Origin of the sequence: Rhodococcus sp. PvR099 (genome assembly GCF_017833315.1) — a bacterium.
Lineage (GTDB): Bacteria > Actinomycetota > Actinomycetes > Mycobacteriales > Mycobacteriaceae > Rhodococcus_G > Rhodococcus_G oryzae.
In genome coordinates this window covers 5145627-5164522 of sequence record NZ_JAFIBV010000001.1, presented here as the reverse complement: position 1 = coordinate 5164522, position 18896 = coordinate 5145627, and the positions used below count along the sequence as shown (strand labels likewise).

Here is an 18896-nt window from a genome sequence, read left to right as displayed (position 1 = left end):
TGAACTCACTTTCGGTTGTCGTGGTGGAGGTGGTCGGTGGCCTATGCGAGCGGCGCGTCGGTGGCCGCGCGCACCGACTCCTCCGTCACGCCGGGTGCGCATTCGCGCAACACCAGACCCGCCTCGGTGACGTCGAGGACGGCGAGGTTGGTGATGATCCGGTGCACCACACCCTGACCGGTGAGCGGAAGGGTGCACTCGCGCACGATCTTCGATGCCCCCGACCTGTCGGTGTGTTCCATCAGCACGAGGACCCGGCGGGCGCCGTGGACGAGGTCCATCGCGCCGCCCATGCCCTTGACCATCGCGCCGGGCACCATCCAATTCGCCAGGTCGCCGGTCTCGGACACCTGCATCCCGCCGAGCACGGCGGTGTCGATGTGCCCGCCACGGATCATCCCGAACGACAGCGCGGAGTCGAAGAACGAGGCGCCGGGGTTGACCGTGACGGTCTCCTTCCCTGCGTTGATCAGATCCGCGTCCACTCCGTCCTCGTCCGGATATGCCCCGGTACCGAGGATCCCGTTCTCGCTGTGCAGGACCACCTCGAGCCCGGGCGGGAGGTGGTTCGGGATCAGGGTCGGCAGCCCGATGCCGAGGTTGACGTACTCGCCCGCCGAGAGCTCCGCCGCGGCCCTGGCCGCCATCTGCTCGCGGGTCCAGCCGACCACTGTCAAGGTCGAGGTCATGAGGGAAGGTCCTTTCGGAGCATCGCAGCGAGGAACGAGCGAGGAGCGAATGGAAGGGCCGTACCGGGTAACACGGTCATACCACTGCCGCCTTCCGCGCCGTCACCGTGCGCTTCTCGATCTGCTTGTCCTGCACGCCCGTTGCGACGATGCGGTCGACGAAGATCCCCGGCAGATGGACCTGCGCCGGATCCAGCACACCGGGCCGCACCAGGGTCTCCACCTGCGCGATGCACACCCGGCCCGCCATCGCGGCGAGCGGGTTGAAGTTGCGTGCCGCCATGTTGAACACCAGGTTGCCCTCGGTGTCCCCGATCGCCGCGTGCACCAATGCGAAATCGGTGGTGATCGATTCCTCGAGCACGTACCGCTTGCCCGCGTACTCGCGGACCTCCTTCGGCGGGGACGCCACGGCGATCGATCCGTCGCCGTCGTAGCGCCACGGCAGCCCACCCTCCGACACCGGGGTACCGACCCCGGCCGGGGTGAAGAACGCAGGAATGCCCGCACCACCGGCGCGGAGCCGCTCGGCCAGTGTCCCCTGCGGCGACAGCTCGACCTCCAGCTCACCGGCCAGGTACTGCCGGGCGAACTCCTTGTTCTCACCGACGTACGACGCGATGACCCGACGAATTCTCTTCTGCTCCAACAGCAGACCGAGCCCGTGGCCGTCTGTTCCGCAGTTGTTCGAGGCGACCTCCAGATCGGTCGCCGACCCTTCCGCGATCGCGGCGATCAGCGCGTCGGGGATCCCGCACAGACCGAACCCGCCCACCGCCAACGAGGCACCGCTGCGGATGTCGGCGACCGCATCCGCGGCCGAGACGAACACCCGGGTCACGAGGCGACCTGCTTCGCACGAGTCAGCTCGAGGAGGAGTTCCTCGGCTTCCGGCCAATACCCGTAGCCGGAAGCGGGGTTGAGATGTCCGACCTCACCGAGATCGACCAGGCGGCTGCCCCACGTCTCGGCCATCCCCGCGATCCGTCGGTGGCTCCCGAGCGGGTCGTTGCTGCTGGCGGCGACGATGCTGGGGAACGGCAGCCGGCGCCGCGGGATGGGGTTCCAGCCATTGCGCTCGAGGTCCTCGATCACCGGGTAGCCCTCGGGCAGAGGCTGTTCCAGGTCGGCGGGGGTGGCGAGCAGAGCGCCCTGGATCGTCCGGGTCGGCTGCTGGGCCCAGTGCACGGTGATCATGACGCCCGCGCTGTGGGCGACCAGGACGACCGGCCCCGGGATCTCGGCCAGCACGGCGTCGAGCGCCGCGACACGCGCGCTCAGGCTGAGCTTGTCGTGTTCGAGCGGCGGCACCGTGCGCACTCGGTCGAGCTTGTCTGCGAGCAGGGTCTGCCAGTGGTCGGCGACGTGGTCGCGCAGACCGGGCACGATCACCACGGTCGGATCGGCGATGCTGTTCAAGTGGACTCCCGAAGCTGCTGTTTCACAATGAGATCGGGATCCGGATCGGATCCCTGTCGGGTCGGGGCGCGGCACAAGCAGGTGCCGCGTCCCGACCCGTCCGTCGATCGTCGAGCCGGCGCTGCTGCCTCGGCTCGACGATCGGTTGGGTGGCCGGATCAGGCGTGCTGGGTGAACCCGACCTGCCCGGGCTTGCGGTTCGGCGCGTAGCCGAGCTTGGCGAGGGTCTCATCGGCATCGGCGTAGGTCTCGCCGATCCGGTAGATGTCGCGGGCCTCCTTGGCGGTGGCGACCTCGCGGCCGAGCTCGTTGGCGACACGCACCAGCTGGCGGACCTGCTCGGCGGAGGTGATCTTGACCTCGCCGCTTGGCGCCCACAAGTTGTCCTCGTTGCCGCAGCGCGGGTGCAGGCCCATCGCGATGGCCATCGTGTTCACCGGCAGCACGCTGCGCATCAGCGTCTCCAGCGTCAGGCAGGCGCCGTCCGGGACCCTGTTGATGAACTGCATCATGTTGTACGGGTTCGGGCCGTCGAAGCCGCCGCCGATCGCGACCCAGGTCAGGTTCAGCGGGCCGGTGTAGAAGCCGCGGCGGATCAGGCGCTCCACGGTCTCGAGCTGGGGGATGCTCGAGAGCTGGAAGTGCGGCTGGATGCCTGCGGCCTGCAGGCGGCGCAGGTGCTCCTCGACCCACTCGGGGCCGGCGGGGACGGTCATCTCGCGGTAGGTGTGCGCCAGTTCGGCGTTCTCAAGGGAGGTGCCCTTGATGTCGCCCGGGGTCATCAGGTCCATGATGTTCATCTGGCTGGTGTTGATCGCGATGGTGACCTGGTCCGGCTTCGGGTCCAGCTCGGCGAGCATGTGGCGCACGTCGTCGGAGAGCCACTTGGCGTCCGCACCGTCGCCCTCGGGGGCGAAGGAGATAGAGCCGCCGACCTGCAGGATCATCTCCGGGACTGCCTCGCGGAGGCGGCCGAGGAGCTCGTTGAACTTCGACAGGCGCTTGGAGCCCTTGCCGTCCTCCTCGCGGACGTGGATGTGCAGCACGGTGGCGCCGGCCTCGAAGCAGTCGACGGCCTGCTGGACGTGCTCGTCCATCGTCAGGGGTAGGTCCTCGGGGAAGTCCTCCACCGCCCACTCCGGGCCGTACGGCGCAACGGTGATGACCAGCTTGTCCTGGTTTTCCGGGAACAGCGCGTCGTCGTGAAAGTGCATGTCTTTTCTCCTGTCGATTTGGCTGGAAAAGCCTGGAGTGGAAGAGAATTCGTATGGATCAGAAGGGACGGTCGCCGACGATGCCCGCGCGTTCCATCTTTCGGACCGCGGGCCAGTAGTCCTGGACCGCATAGTGCTGCGTCGACCGGTTGTCCCAGATCGCCACGCTGTTGCGCGTCCACCGCCACCGCACCTGGTACTCGGGGATGGAGGCCTGGCTCTGCAGGTAGCGCAGCAGTTCACCGGCTCCTGGCGCGTAATCGATTCCCCAGCGCACGTTCTCGGCGGTGTGGAAATTCGTCAGGTGGGTGGTGAACGAGTTGACGAACAGGATCTTCTCGCCCGTCTCGGGGTGCGTACGCACCACCGGATGCTCGGCGTCCGGGAAGCGTTCCTTCAGTTCGAGTCGCTGCTCGATCGGCAGCCGCGCTCCGAAGGTCGCCTCGATGCTGTGTCGCGCCCGCAGGCCCTCGATCTGCTCCTTGACGTGCTCGGGCAGCCGGTCGTAGGCCAGCGCCATGTTCACCCACATGGTGTCGCCGCCCACCTCCGGTCCCTCGATGCACCGCAGCACGCAGCCCATCGGCGGGTTCTCCCGCCACGTCGCGTCGCAGTGGTAGGCGTTCTCGAACCGCTCCGGCGGGCTGTCGAGGTCCTTGTAGATCCGCACCAGGCCCGGGTGATCCGGGTCGCTGCCGAGTGCGGGGTGGTCCTCGAGCGACCCGAACCGCTCGGCGAGGGCGACGTGCTCTGCCCGGCTCATGTTCTGGTCACGGAAGAACAGCACCTTGTGCTCGAGCAGCAGCGACTTCAGTTCCGCGAAGCGCTGGTCGTCGCGCGCGACATCGGCGAGATCGACGTTGTGGATCTCCGCGCCGATGCTGCAGGTCAGCGGTCGTGCATCCATCGCCGCGGCGGCGATGTCGGTTCGACCGGTCACGCGGTCGATGGTTGTGGTCATGACGCTCTCCTGTTCGTGTTTCGGGTTCAGACCGAGAAGACCGAAGAGCCGATGCTGATACCGGCCTCCAGGTCGCGATGAGCCTTCTCGGCGTCCTCGAGCCCGTAACGCTGGTTGATCTCGATCGAGATGCGGCCGGCTGCGACATGACCGAAGAGCTCACCCGCGAGCTCCGCCCGCTCGGCCGGATCGGCGATGTAGTCGGCGAGCGCGGGCCGGGTCACGAACAGCGACCCCTTGACCGCGAGCTGCATGGCATCGATCGGCGGGATCGGGCCGGAGGCGGTTCCGAAGGCCACCAGCAGACCCCGGCGGGCCAGCGAGTCGATCGAGGTCTGGAACGTGGACGCCCCGATGCTGTCGTAGACAACAGGCACGCCCGCCCCGCCGGTGAGCTCACGCACCCGCTCGGCGACGTTCTCCCGCGTGTAGACGATGACCTCTCCGCACCCGTGAGCACGCGCGACCGCCGCCTTCTCGTCGGTCGACACGGTGCCGATCACGTTGACGCCCAGCAACTTCGCCCACTGGCAGAAGATCAGCCCGACGCCACCCGCGGCCGCGTGCAGCAGCACCGTGTCGCCTGCCTTCAGCGGGTGGATCCGGCGCAGCAGGTACGAGGTGGTGAGGCCGCGCATGGTCATCGCGGCCGCGGTCTCGAACTCGATCCCATCCGGAAGTGCGATGAGGTGTGCGGCGGGCATCACGCGCTCGGTGCTGTACGCACCGAGCGGGCTACCCGTGTACGTGACGCGGTCACCCTCCTGGAAGTCGGTGACACCGGCACCGACCGCCTCCACCACGCCCGCACCCTCCACACCCATGCCTGCGGGCAGCGGCGCGGGATACATCCCCGTACGGAAGTAGGTGTCGGCGAAGTTCAGGCCGACCGCCCCGTGGCGGATCCGCACCTCACCCGGCCCCGGGTCGCCGACCTCAACGGATTCCCACCGCAGAACCTCCGGGCCGCCGGTTTCGTAGAAGCGGATCGCCTTTGCCATTGCCTTCTCCTTGATCGTGATTCCACCCCTGGTCGGGCATCTCGCTGCGCTGTGGCGCAGCGGTCGATGTGCCCTTCGCGGGGCCCGCAACCGGAGGCGATCGACGCATCCGGTGTGACTCAGCTGACACAACAGTAGCCACGCGATGGGGTTCACACTTATCCTGACGGGACATATTTGTTTCCCGTTCGGGACACCCCACTGCAGGGCGCCGAGCGGGACACCCGAGATGGAAGGCGACGCGAATGGCCAAGCCGCTCGCCCGGTATGCCTCACTGACCGGCTACATCGAATTGAGCCGTGCCCTGTCGCTCGACCCGGTGCAGCTGCTCAGGAGCGCTGGGCTCGACCCGGCCGGGCTGGACCTGCAAGACCGCTGGGTGCCCGCGGCCTCCGTCGCCCGTCTCCTCGAGTTGTCCGCGGCGACCTCGGGTCGCCAGGACTTCGCCCTGAAGCTGGCCGAGCGCCGTCGTCTGTCCACCCTCGGCCCACTGAGCGTCAGCATCCGGGACGAGCCGGACGCCCGAAGCGCGCTCCGGATGCTGATCCGGTACCAGCACACCTACAACGAGTCGCTGAACATCCGGCTGTCCGAGCGCGACGGCCTGGCCACGATCCGCATCAGCATCGATCCCGGCGAACCCGTACCGGTCCGGCAGTCCGTCGAACTGGCGGTCACGGTGACCCACCAGCTGCTGAGGCACCTACTGGGCGAGCGGTGGCATCCGGTGTCCGTCAGCTTCGAACACGACCGACCGGCCGACGACACGACGCACCGCCAGGTCTTCGACGCGCCGCTGCACTTCAACAGCGAGTTCACCGGAATCATCACCTACACAGGCGATCTGGACGAGCCGAACAGGCTGTCCGACCCACTGCTGCGCTCCTACGCGAAACAGTTCCTCGACACGCTCACCACGCCCGAGGAACCCACGCTCACCAATCGCGTACGCGAACTCGTCGAACTCCTGCTGCCGAGCGGACGCTGCTCGATCGAGCAGGTCGCGCGCAGCCTCGGCGTCGACCGTCGCACGGTGCATCGGCACCTCGCGAAGTCAGGACAGACCTTCACCTCGGTCGTCGACTCGACCCGGGCCGAACTCGCGAAACGCATGGTCGCCGGCCGCCGCTACTCGTTCACCGAGATCTCCGAGCTGCTCGCCTTCTCGACACCGAGCAGCTTCTCCCGGTGGTTCCATCAGCAGTTCGGCATGAGCCCCCGCGATTGGCGCAAACAAACCGAGGGTTAGGTCGGTTTCCAACGGCAGGTGCCCCCACCCCGGGAGTATGTCCCGAAATGCAAAGAATTCCGTCCCGCACGGGCAATTATTCGACTCACGAGCGACGTAACGTGATCCAGGCCACTATCGGGCCGGGCCAATAGCCCACATCACACCCGATTCGTTCTCCGTGAAACGAGCAGCCATGACCGCTGAGCCGATACCCACTCCGACGCTCGACCGAATGAAGCAGGCTGGAAGCTGGAATCCACTGTGGGACACCTTGTCCCAGTGGGATCCGGAGTGGACCGAGCAGTTCATGGCGATGAACGCCACGCCCGTGCGGCGTGGGGTGTTCACACCCGAGTTCGTCGAACTGCTGAGCATCGCCATCGATGCCGCCGCCACCCACATGTACGCGCCTGGAGTTCGTCGGCACATCCGAGCCGCACTCGAGCTCGGCGTGTCCAGGGAGGAGATCCTCACCGTCCTCGAGATGGTGAGCGTCCTCGGGATCCACGCCTGCAATCTCGGCGTGCCGATCCTCGCGGAGGAACTCGACGCGTACGAGTCCCGCCGCGCGACCAACTGAGCGCCGGCCCCACACCTTCCCCCTGCCAGCCGCACCCCCAGGAGCATCCATGGGACTGACATCCACCACGCCCGAACTCGAGATCGCAGCAACCGATCCGCCGAGTTCGGTGACAGCCACCGCACGCCGCAGCCGGCGCTCGTACTACCCCTGGCTCGTCTTCGCCCTCACCTTCGCGTTGCTGTTGTCCGACTACATGTCTCGCCAGGTACTCAGTGCCGTCTTTCCTTTCCTGAAGACCGACTGGGACCTGTCGGACTCGCAGCTCGCGTCGCTCACCAGCATCGTCGCGCTGATGGTCGGCCTGCTGACACTGCCGCTCTCCCTCCTGGCGGACCGATGGGGCCGGGTCAAGAGCCTGGTGCTGATGGCCACGCTGTGGAGCATCGCGACGCTGTTGTGTGCGGTCGCATCCAACTACGAGCAGATGCTGGCCGCCCGCTTCCTCGTCGGTGTCGGCGAAGCCGCCTACGGGAGCGTCGGGATCGCCGTCGTGCTCGGAGTCTTCGCGCCGCGAGTCCATTCCACTCTGAGCGGCGCCTTCATGGCCGGAGGCTCCTTCGGCTCGGTTGTCGGCGTGTCACTCGGCGGCGTCATTGCCGTGCATCTGAGCTGGCGTTGGTCCTTCGCCGCGATGGCGGTGCTCGGCCTCCTGCTCGTCGCCCTGTTCCGTGCCCTCGTCACCGAGCGCCGGTTGGCGGAGCACGCCGCCGACCAGAATGTCGCGACGGTCGGAACGACGGGAACCACCATCCGGGTCCCGGTGTCGAGCCTGTTCACCAATTCCGCGGTGTGGTGCGCGTATCTGGGCGGCGGCCTGCAGATGTTCACCGCCGCGGTGCTGCTCGCCTGGACCCCGAGCTTCTTCAACCGGTACTACGGCATGGCTCCCGACAAGGCGGGCGCGATCGCATCGGTGTTCGTGTTGCTCATCGGTACCGGCATGATCGTGTGCGGCATCATCACCGACCGGGTCAGCAGGACCAACCCGGCCATGAAGTGGTCCAGCGCCGTCGCCTTCTGCCTGATCTCGTTCCTCGCGCTCGGAGTGGGACTTCGCCTGGACACCGGGGCCCCGCAGCTGGTCCTGCTGGGAATCGGAGCCTTCTTCGCCGCGGGATCCTCGGGCCCGTCCGCCGCCATGGTGGCCAGCCTGACCCACCCGTCGGTGCGGTCGTCCGCACTCGGCACCCTCACCGTGGCCAACAATGTCCTCGGCCTGGCATTGGGTCCCTTCGTCATCGGCATCCTCGCCGATCGCCTGGGCCTGCTCGAGGCCCTGCAGCTGTCGCCCCTGGTGTACGTCCTCGCCATCGTCGCCCTTGTCGCAGGTAAGCGCCTCTACCCCGCCGGGCTCCAGAAGCTCGCGGCACAGAGCGCAGCCGCGGCGGCCTGAACGCAGCGAGTGGGGTCGGTCACCGAACCGACCCCACTCGCTGCGTTCGCACGTCAATAGACGGTGTCGGCCTGGTCCTCGATCACCGATCCATCGGCCCGGTGGACCGCTCCCTTGCCGCCGTCCGCAGCGGTGTAGGCCTTGGTCGAGCAGGGGTAGGGCTCCTCCGCACGGTCCTTCGGATCGAGGAACATCGGATTGACCAACCACCGGTCGTCGCTGTTGTCGTAGGCATTGCACATGAGCTCGGCATTGTTGCGGTTGATCACCAGGCGCGCCCCGGTCGCGTCCCCGAGGAACGTCACGTCGGTCACCGAGTCGCCTGCCGCGAAGACCTGGCGCCGATCCGCGGGCAACTGATCGAACGCCGCTGGGCCGTTGACCCCGAACACGACCTCGTTGACCTGGCACCGTTTGCCGTCGATGTACGGGATGACCGAGTCCTCGCCGTCGGCCACGCCGCCACAGCCCTGGAGGTGCCTCGTGAGGACACCGTTCTCGACCACCGGACGGACCCCCATCGCCCGTTCGGGCGTCAGGCCCAGTTCCTCCGACCACACCCGCACCACGGGCTCCGCCGACGCCGAGATGATGCGGACATCGAAGCCGTTGGTGCGCAACACCTTCACCAGGTCGGCGATCTGGGGGTAGTACCTGACGTACCCGTCGACCTCGGTGGTCCCCACGGTCTGTTCGGCGCCCTCGGGGGCGGCGAGGTTCTCCGTTCTCGCCGCCCTGGCGTACTCGGTCACCTCGTCGACCGAATGACCACCCATCAACTGAACCGCCCAGGCGTACGCGGGCTTCGTCCGCCGATGGTCGTACCCGGCGAAGGCCGGCTTCCCGGAGGTGGTCTCGTCGTCGAGCACGGCGACGATCTCGTCGGCGCAGTCGAGATCGGAAGCTGTCGGCAGTGGGAGACCGGGCGGCACCTCGTTGCCGCACGCCGCCCCGAGTGCCGCGATCGCATCCGGGGCCAGGAATCGGCTCGTCGACGCCCAATCCGCGCCCTCGGGCTGAAGGATCTTGTCGTTCCTGATCATCCAGTAGGCGGTCGCGCTGCCGATGTCGTTCTTGACCACGGTGTTGTCCCAGTCGAACAGCGCGAGCGGGGCGCCCTTGGCGGCGTCTCCGTCGACGCCACAGGTGCCCTTCTCCGCGATCATGCGGTCCAGCAGCTGCCGGTTCTCGCCGAACCATTCGAGCCCCGCGTCGAGGGCGGCGCAGCTGCTGGTGTCGGGCGCGGCAGCGGCGGCTCCGTCACCGCCGGACGAACAGGATGCGGTCAGCGCGATCACACCGGCCAGGGCACCCACCCAGGCTGCGCGGGTATGGAAAGACTTCACCAGGAATCCTCTTTCTCGAAGGATGCGGGCGCGCGGAAGCACACCGGCACACGAACCACGCCGGTACACACAGCGGCGACGAAGGGAGAACCTCTCGGCCGGAGCCCGAGCAGGTCAGTCGAGGGTCAGGACCTCTCCGGAGGACAACGCGTCGGACCGCGAGGTGTCCTTGAGGTCCACACCGGAGCGTCCGAGCTTGCGGGCACCGGACACCAAGCCCGCCACCACCTTTGCGGCCTGGGCGTAGCCGAGTCCCTCCGGCGGGTGGATGTTGGAGACGCAGTTCCGATCGGCATCGGTGCGGCCGGCTCGGGGCAGGTGCGTCAGGTAGATGCCGAGGCTGTCCGCCACCGACAATCCCGGCCGCTCCCCGATCAACACGATCAGGGTGCGCACCCCCATCGCCTCGGCGATGTGGTCGCCGAGCGCCACCCGCGCCTCCGTCGCGATCACCGGCGGCGCGAGCGAGTACCTGTCCGAGAGTTCCTCGGCCAGCGCCCCCAGCAGCCCGGCCCCGTGATCCATCAGGGCACGGGGTGAAAGCCCGTCCCCGAGAACGAATCCCAGATCGGCACCGCTGTGCGGCACGCCCGCCAGATCGGCAGGCAGTCGTCCGAGATCGGGCCTACGCAGGTACTCGGCGCGGCTGCCTGCCCGGCTCGTCACCCGCACGGGGCTGCCGAGACCGAACGCCTCGACCTGCCGGGCCAGCTCGTCGGCGTCCAACGGTAGGTGCACCGCATCGCGGGCCGCGGCGTGCGCGGCACGGAACTCGAGCACCCGGTCGGTTGGCAGCGAGTCCCCGGCCCTGCCCAGCCCGATCCGTGACTGGGTGCTGAGCCGCAGCTCGTCCCAGAAGTCCGGTGGATCCGTATCGGTCCGTGCGGTGCCCGCACGCTTCTCGAGGCTCACAGCGCCCCCGTCAGTGCGCGCAGCGGTGAGGCCGCCGCATCCACCGGGAGCACCCGGCCCGCCGCGTCGGTCATGCCGAGCCTGTGCAGCCAGGCCTCGAACTCCGGGGCTGGACGCAGCCCCAGCACCTGCCGGACATACAGCGCGTCGTGAAAGCTCAGGCTCTGATAGCCGAGCATCACGTCGTCCGCCCCGGGGACCGCGATGACGAACGCCGTCCCCGCCGCACCCAGCAGGGTGAGCAGGGTGTCCATGTCGTCCTGGTCGGCCTCGGCGTGGTTGGTGTAGCAGACGTCGACGCCCATCGGCAGCCCCAGCAGCTTCCCGCAGAAATGGTCCTCCAGCCCGGCCCTGATGATCTGCTTGCCGTCATACAGGTATTCCGGACCGATGAAACCGACCACCGTGTTGACCAGGAGCGGTTCGAGGTCGCGGGCCACCGCGTACGCGCGCGTCTCCAGCGTCTGCTGGTCCACGGGACGGCCGCCGGTGCCGAGGTGGGCACCGGCACTCAGGGCCGAGCCCTGGCCGGTCTCGAGGTACATGACGTTGTTGCCGACGGTGCCCCTCCCGAGCGAGCGGCCCGCGGCGTTGGCCTCCCGCAGCAGGGGCACGGTGACACCGAAACTCGCGTTCGCGCCCTCGGTGCCCGCGATGGACTGGAACACCAGGTCCACCGGCACGCCCGCCTCGATCAGGTCCATCGTCGTGGTCACGTGGGAGAGCACGCAGGACTGGGTGGGGATCTCGAACCGCTGCCGGATCTCGTCGAGCAGGTGGAGCAGGTCCGAGGTGGCGTGCGGAGAGTCGGTTGCCGGGTTGACCCCGATCACCGCGTCCCCGCAGCCGAGCAGCAGCCCGTCCAGGGTGGCGGCCGCGATGCCGCGCGGGTCGTCGGTCGGATGGTTGGGCTGTAGCCGGGTGCTCAGCCTGCCGGGCAGCCCGACCGTGGTCCGGAACCCGGCGGTGACCACGGCCGCCCGCGCGACCGCGATGAGGTCCTGGTTCCGCATGATCTTGCTGACCGCCGCCACCATCTCCGGCGTCAGGCCCGGCGCCACCGCCCGCAGCGTGGCGGCCGCGCCGTCACCCGCGGCCACCTCGAGCAGCCAGTCCCGCAGACCCCCGACCGTCAGGTGCGAGATCGCCTGGTACGCAGCGCGATCGTGCGAGTCGATGATCAGCCTGGTGACCTCGTCGGTCTCGTACGGCACCAGCAACTCGTGCAGGAACCGGTCGAGTGGGACATCGGCGAGGGCCCACTGCGCGGCCGCCCGCTCGGCATCCGAGGCGGCCGCGCATCCGGCCAGCTCGTCGCCGCTGCGCAGCGGGGTCGCCTTCGCCATCAGCTCGACGAGCCCGTCGAAGGTGTGGGTGGTGCCGCCGATCTGCTGGCTGTAGAGCGTCATTCGAGTTCTTCTTCCGCCTTCGCGAGAATCGCGAACTCCTCATCGGGCGAGTTGGCCACCAGGTGGTGCCGGCTGTAGAAGCCGAAGTAGGCCATAAAGGCGCCGAACGCGACCACGGTCCACATCGCCGCCGTCGGATCGACCAGGAAGGTGGCGATCACCGCCGCGATGGCGATCACCAGCGCGAAGGATGTCGTGACGATGCCGCCCGGGGTTCGGTACGGACGCACCATGCCCGGCTCGCGCTTACGGAGCACGATGTGGCTGACCATCATCAGCACGTAGCTGACCGCCGCACCCAGCACCGCCATGTTGAGCAGCATCGCGCCCTCGCCGGTGAGCGAGAGGATGAAGCCGATGACGCCGGGGACGATCAACGCGAGGGTCGGGGCCTTGCGGGAGTTGGTCACCGAGAGCCTGGTCGGCAGGTACCCTGCGCGCGAGAGCGCGAAGGTCTGGCGGGAGTAGGCGTACATGATCGAGAAGAAGCTGGCGACCAGGCCCGCCAGGCCGATGTAGTTGACGGCCTTGGCCGCTCCGCCGTCGCCGAGCGCTTGCACCAGCGGGTTGCCCGAGGTCGACAGGGCCTCGGCTCCGAGCGCGCCGGTGGCGAGGAAGAGCACGGCCGCCCCGGTGACGATCAGGAGCAGCATGCTGATGATGATGCCCTTCGGCACGTTCTTCTCCGGCTCGCGGGCCTCCTCCGCGGCGAGCGGAACACCCTCCACCGCAAGGAAGAACCAGATGGCGAACGGCACCGCCGCCCAGATTCCGAACCAGCCGAAGGGCAGGAAGCTGGAACTGCCCGCCGCGCCTGGGTCGGCCGCGATATCGGTCAGGTTGCTCGCGTCGAACAGGCCCCAGGCGGACACCGCGAACACCACCAGCCCGACCAGTGCGATCGCGGTGATCACGAACATCGCCTTCAGCGCCTCGCCCGCACCGGTGAGGTGGATGCCGATGAAGATGGCATAGACCGCGAGATAGACCCACCAGCCGTCGGTGATCCCGAACAGGTTCAGCGACTCGACGTAGCCACCGATGAAGGTGGCGATCGCGGCGGGCGCGATCGCATACTCGATGAGAATCGCTGTGCCGGTTGCGAATCCGCCCCATGGCCCGAGCGCTCGCCTGGCAAAGGTGTAGCCACCGCCCGCGGCGGGCAACGCGGAGGACATCTCGGCCATGCCGAGCACCATCGCCAGGTACATGCCTGCGATGACGACGCCCGCGATGAGCAGACCACCGAAGCCGCCCTCGGCCAGCCCGTTGTTCCACCCGGCGTAGTCACCGGAGATCACGTAGCTCACGCCGAGCCCGGCCAGCAGCAACCAGCCGGCGGAGCCCGACTTGAGTGTCCGCTTCGCGAGGTACTCGCTGTCCTCGTTGTGGAAGTCCTCGTGCGAGGCCTTCTTGGTGGTGATCGCCATGGCGACCTCCTTCTCCTAGTGAATGATCACACGACACCGGCGGCGCCACCAGGGGCGGCGCGGCTGCGCATAGTGTTGAAGATCTACGTCATGGATTGATGTCCACGGAGTTACGACTGATCGGCCCTCGGGCCGCCAGGGACGGGACAGGCGTCGACGGCCTCGGCGACCACCTGGGGTTCGGCGGGCGGCTCGGGCCGCCTGCCCTCTTCCCAGCTCTGCCCGGTGACCGGTTCGACCTCGGCGAGCGCGCCGTTCTCCTCGGGGGTGAACGCGCGAGCCCGGCTCAGGAAGCGCACTCCCTCCGGCGTCTCGAGGCTGAACCCCGAGCCGCGCCCCGGGACCACGTCCAGCACCAGCTGGGTGTGCTGCCAGGCCGCGAACTGTGTGCCCGAGATCCACACGGGCACCGCGTCGTCACCGTCGGGAACCGAGCTCGGCACCTCGCCGACACCGAGCCGAAGGTCGAGCAGCCCGACCAGGACGTCACGGTCGCCGACGATGAATTCGCCTGCGGGATAACACATCGGGGCCGAGCCGTCGCAGCATCCGCCGGACTGGTGCATCATCAGGGGTCCGTGGACCACGCCGAGGCGACGGAGCAGATCCATCGCCGCCGCGGTCGCGACGATACGGCCGGGCACCGTCATCGGGTCGGCCATGGGGACCTCCGTCTCGGCGAGAAGTGGAGACACGGCGCCCGCCTCGGGGGGATGAGCGGGCGCCGCGTCATGGTCACGGCGCCCGCCGCAGGGGGGCATTGGCGGGCGCCGTGAGATCGGGGGCTCGGGCCGTGAGAGGCCCCGAGCCTGCGGGTCAGAAGAAGCCCTGTGCCTTCGGGGCGTAGCTGACGAGCAGGTTCTTGGTCTGCTGGTAGTGGTCGAGCATCATGTGGTGGTTCTCGCGGCCGATCCCCGACTGCTTGTAGCCGCCGAACGCCGCGTGCGCGGGGTACTGGTGGTACGTGTTCGTCCACACCCGCCCTGCCTGGATGTCGCGGCCGGCGCGGTAGGCCACCCCACCGTCGCGGGACCAGACCCCGGCACCGAGGCCGTACAGGGTGTCGTTGGCGATCTCGATGGCTTCGTCGTAGTCCTTGAAGGACGTCACCGACACCACCGGCCCGAAGATCTCCTCCTGGAAGATCCGCATCTTGTTGTTGCCGGTGAACACCGTCGGCTGCACGTAGAAGCCGCCGGAAAGGTCGCCACCGAGCTCGGCGCGCTCGCCACCGGTCACCAGCTGGGCGCCCTCGGCCTTGCCGATCTCGATGTAGGACAGGATCTTTTCCAGCTGGTCGTTGCTGGCCTGCGCGCCGATCATGGTCTCGGTGTCGAGCGGATCACCCTGGCGCACCGCCTTGGTACGGACGGCCGCCATCGCGAGGAACTCGTCGAAGATCTCGCCCTGGATGAGCGCGCGGGACGGGCAGGTGCACACCTCGCCCTGGTTGAGCGCGAACATGGTGAAGCCCTCGAGCGCCTTGTCCTGGTAGTCGTCGTTGGCGGCGAGCACGTCGGAGAAGAAGATGTTCGGGCTCTTGCCGCCGAGCTCCAGGGTGACCGGGATCAGGTTCTGCGACGCGTATTGCATGATCAGCCGGCCGGTGGTGGTCTCGCCGGTGAAGGCGATCTTCTTGATCCGCGGGCTCGAGGCGAGCGGCTTGCCCGCCTCGGTGCCGAAGCCGTTGACGATGTTGAGCACGCCTGCGGGCAGCAGGTCGCCGATGATGCCGATCAGGTGCAGGATCGACGCCGGGGTCTGCTCCGCGGGCTTGAGCACGATCGCGTTTCCTGCGGCCAGCGCAGGCGCCAACTTCCACACGGCCATCAGGATCGGGAAGTTCCAGGGGATGATCTGACCGACCACACCGAGCGGCTCGTGGAAGTGGTACGCGACGGTGTCGCTGTTGATCTCCGAGAGCGAGCCCTCCTGCGCCCGGATGGCACCCGCGAAGTACCGGAAGTGGTCGATGGCGAGCGGGATGTCGGCGTTCAGGGTCTCGCGGATCGGCTTGCCGTTGTCCCAGGACTCGGCGAGCGCGATCGACTCGAGATTCTGCTCCATCCGGTCCGCGATCTTGTTCAGGATGACCGCGCGCTCGGCCACCGAGGTCTTGCCCCATGCCGGGGCGGCGGCGTGCGCGGCGTCGAGGGCGAGCTCGATGTCCTCGGCGGTGCCACGGGCGATCTCGCAGAACGGCTGACCGGTGACCGGGGTCGGGTTCTCGAAGTACTGCCCCTTGACGGGCGGCACCCATTGTCCACCGATCCAGTTGTCGTAGCGGGACTGGAAGGACATGACGGAATCGGGTGAACCCGGACGGGCGTACACGGTCATCGAAGGCTCCTCGTGGTGTGCTGTCTCTCCCCTGCCGGCGACGCGAGTGTCGCCATGGGGTGTGATTCAGAACACTAGGATTGCGAGGGTTGCAACAACGTTGCGTCCGATGGAACTCAGACTCCCAGCCGCCGGTCGAGCGTCTCGATCCTCGACTTGACCTGGTCATACATCGGCGATCGGCGGTCCATCGAGGACAGATAGGCGGCCCACGCGCCGGTGTCCTCGCGGCCATCGACCGTGCTCGTCCACTTGGCGAGCAGGCCCTGGTCGCCCGCCCGCAGCAGCGCCGCACGCATGCGGCCGCGCAGGTCCGCCCTGATCTCCTCGACCCCGGGCGCGACCGAGCCGGGCAGGACCGGACCGCGGTAGACCCGCAGAGCGGCCGCGGCGTCACCTCGATCGAGCGCGTGACGGACCTCCTGCACGTCCGAGCCGAGTTCGGTCAACAACCGATACGGACGGGAGCCGAGGCCCGCGGCGCCGAACACCTTCCGCAGGCGCGACATCTCCGCCCGGATGGTCACCGAGTCCAGCTCCGACTCGTCGAGCAGCACCGCGAGGTGGTCGGAACTGAGACCCTCTGGGTGTTCGGCCAGCAGCAGCAGGATCTCGGCGTGCCGCTGCGAGAGGCTCGTCCGGTCGCCGTCCCGCACGAGGGTCGGCCGTTCGGATCCGAGCACCTGGAGACGCGGTGAGGCATTGCCGAGGAGCCGGGGCGAGTTCAGCAGGTGCAGGCGGAGCTCGGACTCCGCCGCGGCGACGGTGGCCCTGATCAACGAGAGCACCTCGGGCACCGCAACCCGCGGTCCGCCGGTGATGTCGATGGCGCCGAGGATCTGCCCGCTCATCGGGTCGTGCACGGGAGCCGCGGAGCAGCTCCAATCGTGGACCGTGCGGCTGAAGTGCTCGGCCTCGAAGATCTGTACGCAGTGGTCGAGCGCGAGCGCGGTGCCGGGGGCATTGGTGCCGACGCGGTCCTCGCTCCAATCGGCACCCTCGACGAAGTTCATCGCGAGCGCCCGGTCCTTGGCCTGCGAGTCGCCCTCCACCCAGAGCAGGCGCCCCTCGGCGTCGCTGATCGCGACGAGCAGGCCGGTGTCGGCGGCATCGTCGACCAACAGCTTGCGGACCACGGGACGGATCAGCGCCATCGGATGCGCGGAGCGGTACCGCTCCAGTTCGATGCCGTCGAGGTCGACGCCGTCGCCGACGGCATCGGGGTTCACGCCCTTGTTCCGGCTGCGCAACCACGAATCGAGCACCACCGACCGGACCGGATCGTGCCCGACGCCCGCGGGATCGACGGAATGTCCCGGTCCACCGTCGACGAACGACCTGTGGGCAGACGACATCAGCCGCGCCAGCTGCGCGACATCATCGCCCGGCCGTACGGCAATCCAGGGGTTGCCGTGCGTTGCTCTGGTCAATCGAGTTCCTCCGTGACGTCCTCACAACTGTAACGCCGGTCACACTCTGCCACTTCCCTGGGCATCATGGGTGGGACTCGTGCCGCCCTCGATCAGCGCGGACACCCGTTCCGCGATCATCACCGCGGTCGCGTGCGGGCCGCGCGAGGTCACCACGGGCATCACCGAGGTGTCGGCGACCAGGACCCCGTCCACGCCGATCACCCGGCAGCGGTCGTCCACGACGGCGTCGCGGTCGGCCTCCGACCCCATCCGGCAGGTTCCGGACAGGTGCAGGGACGTGCCGAGGTTCTCCAATGGCTCGATCGGCGACCCCGCCCCCGGGGCAGCGGCCACCCGCCCGAACGCCGCCGAGGTCAGCAACCCCCGCGCCAGATCGAGGCCGGACCGCATCGCCGCCCGGTCGGCTGCGGACGTCAGGTACCGGTACCGGATGACCGGCGGGTCCGCAGGGTCGGACGACCGCAGGGTGAGCTCGCCCCTGCTGTCCGGGCGCATCAGCGCCACCCCGAGCCGTGGTTCCGCGTCGAGCACGCCGGGAATGATCTCCGCGAAGGGCGCGGTGTACGGGCGGATCTCGATGTCGTCCGCCTCCAACACCGCCTCCAGGACGGCGGTGTGCTCGTTCCTCGGAACGAGCAGGCGAGGGCGGTAGGCGAGCGTCACCTCGGGATGGTCGCCGAAGTCGCGTCCGACGCCGCGCCGATCCGCGACCACCGTTAACCCGAGTCCCGAAAGATGTTGTGCCGGTCCTATTCCGGAGTGCATCAACAGATGGGCGGTACCGATCGCACCCGCACACAGCACCACCTGTCGGGCCCGCAGCAGGCGCCGCTCACCCGCGATCTCGGCCTCGACTCCCACCGCCCGCGCGCGGTCGAACACCACGCGGCGGGCGACGACGCCGGTCCGCACCCGCAGGTTCGGTCTGGCGAGATTCGGTTCGAGGTATGCGGACGCAGTGCTGATCCGACGCCCCGCGACCGCGTTGAGCGGCACCGGACCCGCACCGTCCGCGTTCGGCTCGTTGAGATCCGCGGCATACCCGAACCCCTCAGCCTCACAGGCATCGAGGAAGGCCGAGCTGACGGGATGCATGTCCTCGCGACCGATCCTGGTCACCGGCATCGGACCGTCGTCACCGTGCCAGCGAGGGTCCCCCGCCCGGTCCGTCTCGAGCTTCCGGAAGTACGGCAGCACTTGGGAATACGACCACGTCTGCGGCCAGCTCCGAAAGTCGGATTCGGTGCCGCGGATGAAGTAGCCGCCGTTGACCGCCCCTGACCCGCCGAGCACCCGGCCGCGGGTGATGGTCGTGCTGCGGCCCGGCCGCAATTCGACCGGATAGGTCGCGGCGACATCGCTGCGCGGTCCGACCGGCAGCAGCCCGAGTGGCCCTGGATCGCTCGAACCGGGTCCCGCCTCGATCAACAGCACCGCACGATCGGGGTTCGCGCTCATGCGCGCCGCCACGACGCACCCGCTGGACCCGCCGCCCACCACGATCACATCGGCCACCGGATCGGGGGCCGGCACC

At 68.4% G+C, this 18896-nt stretch carries 17 protein-coding genes; 3 read left to right on the top strand and 14 right to left on the bottom strand.

From position 1 onward, the window contains the following. Nucleotides 1-41: 41 nt before the first annotated feature. The 6 genes from JOE46_RS24100 to JOE46_RS24075 all read right to left on the bottom strand — a co-directional run bounded on the left by JOE46_RS24100 (nt 42) and on the right by JOE46_RS24075 (nt 5284). Nucleotides 42-689, bottom strand: coding sequence for a 3-oxoacid CoA-transferase subunit B (locus JOE46_RS24100; RefSeq protein WP_097211023.1), 648 nt, complete (start codon nt 687-689; stop codon nt 42-44). A 76-nt stretch (nt 690-765) separates the two neighbouring features. Further along, nucleotides 766-1530, bottom strand: a complete 765-nt coding sequence (locus JOE46_RS24095; protein WP_097211022.1) for a CoA transferase subunit A — start codon at nt 1528-1530, stop codon at nt 766-768. Next, nucleotides 1527-2108 carry an alpha/beta hydrolase gene (locus JOE46_RS24090; RefSeq protein WP_097211021.1) on the bottom strand — a complete coding sequence of 194 codons (582 nt, stop codon included), beginning with the start codon at nt 2106-2108 and terminating at the stop codon, nt 1527-1529. The genes JOE46_RS24095 and JOE46_RS24090 overlap by 4 nt, the downstream gene beginning before the upstream one ends. A 158-nt stretch (nt 2109-2266) precedes the next feature. After that, complete coding sequence (locus JOE46_RS24085) at nt 2267-3322, bottom strand: 3-keto-5-aminohexanoate cleavage protein (protein WP_097211020.1); 1056 nt, start codon at nt 3320-3322, stop codon at nt 2267-2269. A gap of 58 nt (nt 3323-3380) precedes the next feature. Then, on the bottom strand, nt 3381-4229 hold the full coding sequence (locus JOE46_RS24080) for a TauD/TfdA family dioxygenase (RefSeq protein ID WP_097211099.1): 849 nt from the start codon (nt 4227-4229) through the stop codon (nt 3381-3383). Between the two features lie 80 nt (nt 4230-4309). Further along, entirely contained in the window at nt 4310-5284 is a 975-nt protein-coding gene (locus tag JOE46_RS24075; RefSeq protein ID WP_097211019.1) for a quinone oxidoreductase, read from the bottom strand. A gap of 245 nt (nt 5285-5529) precedes the next feature. Here JOE46_RS24075 and JOE46_RS24070 point away from each other — a divergent pair, with 245 nt between their 5' ends. From JOE46_RS24070 to JOE46_RS24060, 3 genes are all read left to right on the top strand, one after another. After that, nucleotides 5530-6534, top strand: a complete 1005-nt coding sequence (locus tag JOE46_RS24070) for an AraC family transcriptional regulator (RefSeq protein WP_097211018.1) — start codon at nt 5530-5532, stop codon at nt 6532-6534. 175 nt (nt 6535-6709) lie between these two features. Further along, the gene (locus JOE46_RS24065; protein WP_097211017.1) at nt 6710-7096 is read left to right on the top strand and encodes a carboxymuconolactone decarboxylase family protein; all 387 of its coding nucleotides are present in this window, start codon (nt 6710-6712) and stop codon (nt 7094-7096) included. 49 nt (nt 7097-7145) lie between these two features. Continuing rightward, nucleotides 7146-8492: an MFS transporter gene (locus JOE46_RS24060; protein WP_097211016.1), complete on the top strand. Its 1347-nt coding sequence runs from the start codon at nt 7146-7148 to the stop codon at nt 8490-8492. Nucleotides 8493-8545: 53 nt separating this feature from the next. On the opposite strand, the gene JOE46_RS24055 is transcribed toward JOE46_RS24060, so the two are convergent. The 8 genes from JOE46_RS24055 to mftG all read right to left on the bottom strand — a co-directional run bounded on the left by JOE46_RS24055 (nt 8546) and on the right by mftG (nt 18895). Then, nucleotides 8546-9841 carry a haloacid dehalogenase-like hydrolase gene (locus JOE46_RS24055; protein WP_373560238.1) on the bottom strand — a complete coding sequence of 432 codons (1296 nt, stop codon included), beginning with the start codon at nt 9839-9841 and terminating at the stop codon, nt 8546-8548. A gap of 111 nt (nt 9842-9952) precedes the next feature. Beyond that, the gene (gene eutC / locus JOE46_RS24050) at nt 9953-10750 is read right to left on the bottom strand and encodes an ethanolamine ammonia-lyase subunit EutC (protein WP_209928687.1); all 798 of its coding nucleotides are present in this window, start codon (nt 10748-10750) and stop codon (nt 9953-9955) included. Then, a complete protein-coding gene (locus tag JOE46_RS24045; protein ID WP_209928686.1) occupies nt 10747-12159 on the bottom strand; it encodes an ethanolamine ammonia-lyase subunit EutB in 1413 nt (470 codons plus the stop codon). Before JOE46_RS24045 ends, eutC begins: the two co-directional genes overlap by 4 nt. Further along, nucleotides 12156-13589, bottom strand: a complete 1434-nt coding sequence (gene eat / locus JOE46_RS24040; protein ID WP_209928684.1) for an ethanolamine permease — start codon at nt 13587-13589, stop codon at nt 12156-12158. Before eat ends, JOE46_RS24045 begins: the two co-directional genes overlap by 4 nt. Nucleotides 13590-13699: 110 nt before the next feature. Beyond that, entirely contained in the window at nt 13700-14251 is a 552-nt protein-coding gene (locus JOE46_RS24035; protein ID WP_245221160.1) for a DUF779 domain-containing protein, read from the bottom strand. A gap of 154 nt (nt 14252-14405) precedes the next feature. After that, nucleotides 14406-15929, bottom strand: coding sequence for an aldehyde dehydrogenase (adh, locus tag JOE46_RS24030; RefSeq protein WP_027500587.1), 1524 nt, complete (start codon nt 15927-15929; stop codon nt 14406-14408). Nucleotides 15930-16045: 116 nt separating this feature from the next. Continuing rightward, nucleotides 16046-17284 (bottom strand): transcriptional regulator, encoded by a 1239-nt coding sequence (locus JOE46_RS24025; RefSeq protein WP_245222301.1) that lies wholly within the window; start codon nt 17282-17284, stop codon nt 16046-16048. Nucleotides 17285-17398: 114 nt separating this feature from the next. Next, entirely contained in the window at nt 17399-18895 is a 1497-nt protein-coding gene (gene mftG, locus JOE46_RS24020) for a mycofactocin system GMC family oxidoreductase MftG (RefSeq protein ID WP_209928682.1), read from the bottom strand. Between the last annotated feature and the right edge of the window lies 1 nt (nt 18896).

Excerpts from the sequence above, each read along its gene's own strand:
- JOE46_RS24080 (WP_097211099.1), bottom strand. The coding sequence starts at position 4,229 with ATGGATGCACGACCGCTGACCTGCAGCATCGGCGCGGAGATCCACAAC.
- JOE46_RS24100 (WP_097211023.1), bottom strand. The coding sequence starts at position 689 with ATGACCTCGACCTTGACAGTGGTCGGCTGGACCCGCGAGCAGATGGCG.
- JOE46_RS24085 (WP_097211020.1), bottom strand. The coding sequence starts at position 3,322 with ATGCACTTTCACGACGACGCGCTGTTCCCGGAAAACCAGGACAAGCTG.
- JOE46_RS24035 (WP_245221160.1), bottom strand. The coding sequence starts at position 14,251 with ATGGCCGACCCGATGACGGTGCCCGGCCGTATCGTCGCGACCGCGGCG.
- JOE46_RS24025 (WP_245222301.1), bottom strand. The coding sequence starts at position 17,284 with ATGTCGTCTGCCCACAGGTCGTTCGTCGACGGTGGACCGGGACATTCC.
- JOE46_RS24045 (WP_209928686.1), bottom strand. The coding sequence starts at position 12,159 with ATGACGCTCTACAGCCAGCAGATCGGCGGCACCACCCACACCTTCGAC.
- adh (WP_027500587.1), bottom strand. The coding sequence starts at position 15,929 with ATGACCGTGTACGCCCGTCCGGGTTCACCCGATTCCGTCATGTCCTTC.
- JOE46_RS24065 (WP_097211017.1), top strand. The coding sequence starts at position 6,710 with ATGACCGCTGAGCCGATACCCACTCCGACGCTCGACCGAATGAAGCAG.
- JOE46_RS24060 (WP_097211016.1), top strand. The coding sequence starts at position 7,146 with ATGGGACTGACATCCACCACGCCCGAACTCGAGATCGCAGCAACCGAT.
- eat (WP_209928684.1), bottom strand. The coding sequence starts at position 13,589 with ATGGCGATCACCACCAAGAAGGCCTCGCACGAGGACTTCCACAACGAG.
- JOE46_RS24070 (WP_097211018.1), top strand. The coding sequence starts at position 5,530 with ATGGCCAAGCCGCTCGCCCGGTATGCCTCACTGACCGGCTACATCGAA.
- JOE46_RS24075 (WP_097211019.1), bottom strand. The coding sequence starts at position 5,284 with ATGGCAAAGGCGATCCGCTTCTACGAAACCGGCGGCCCGGAGGTTCTG.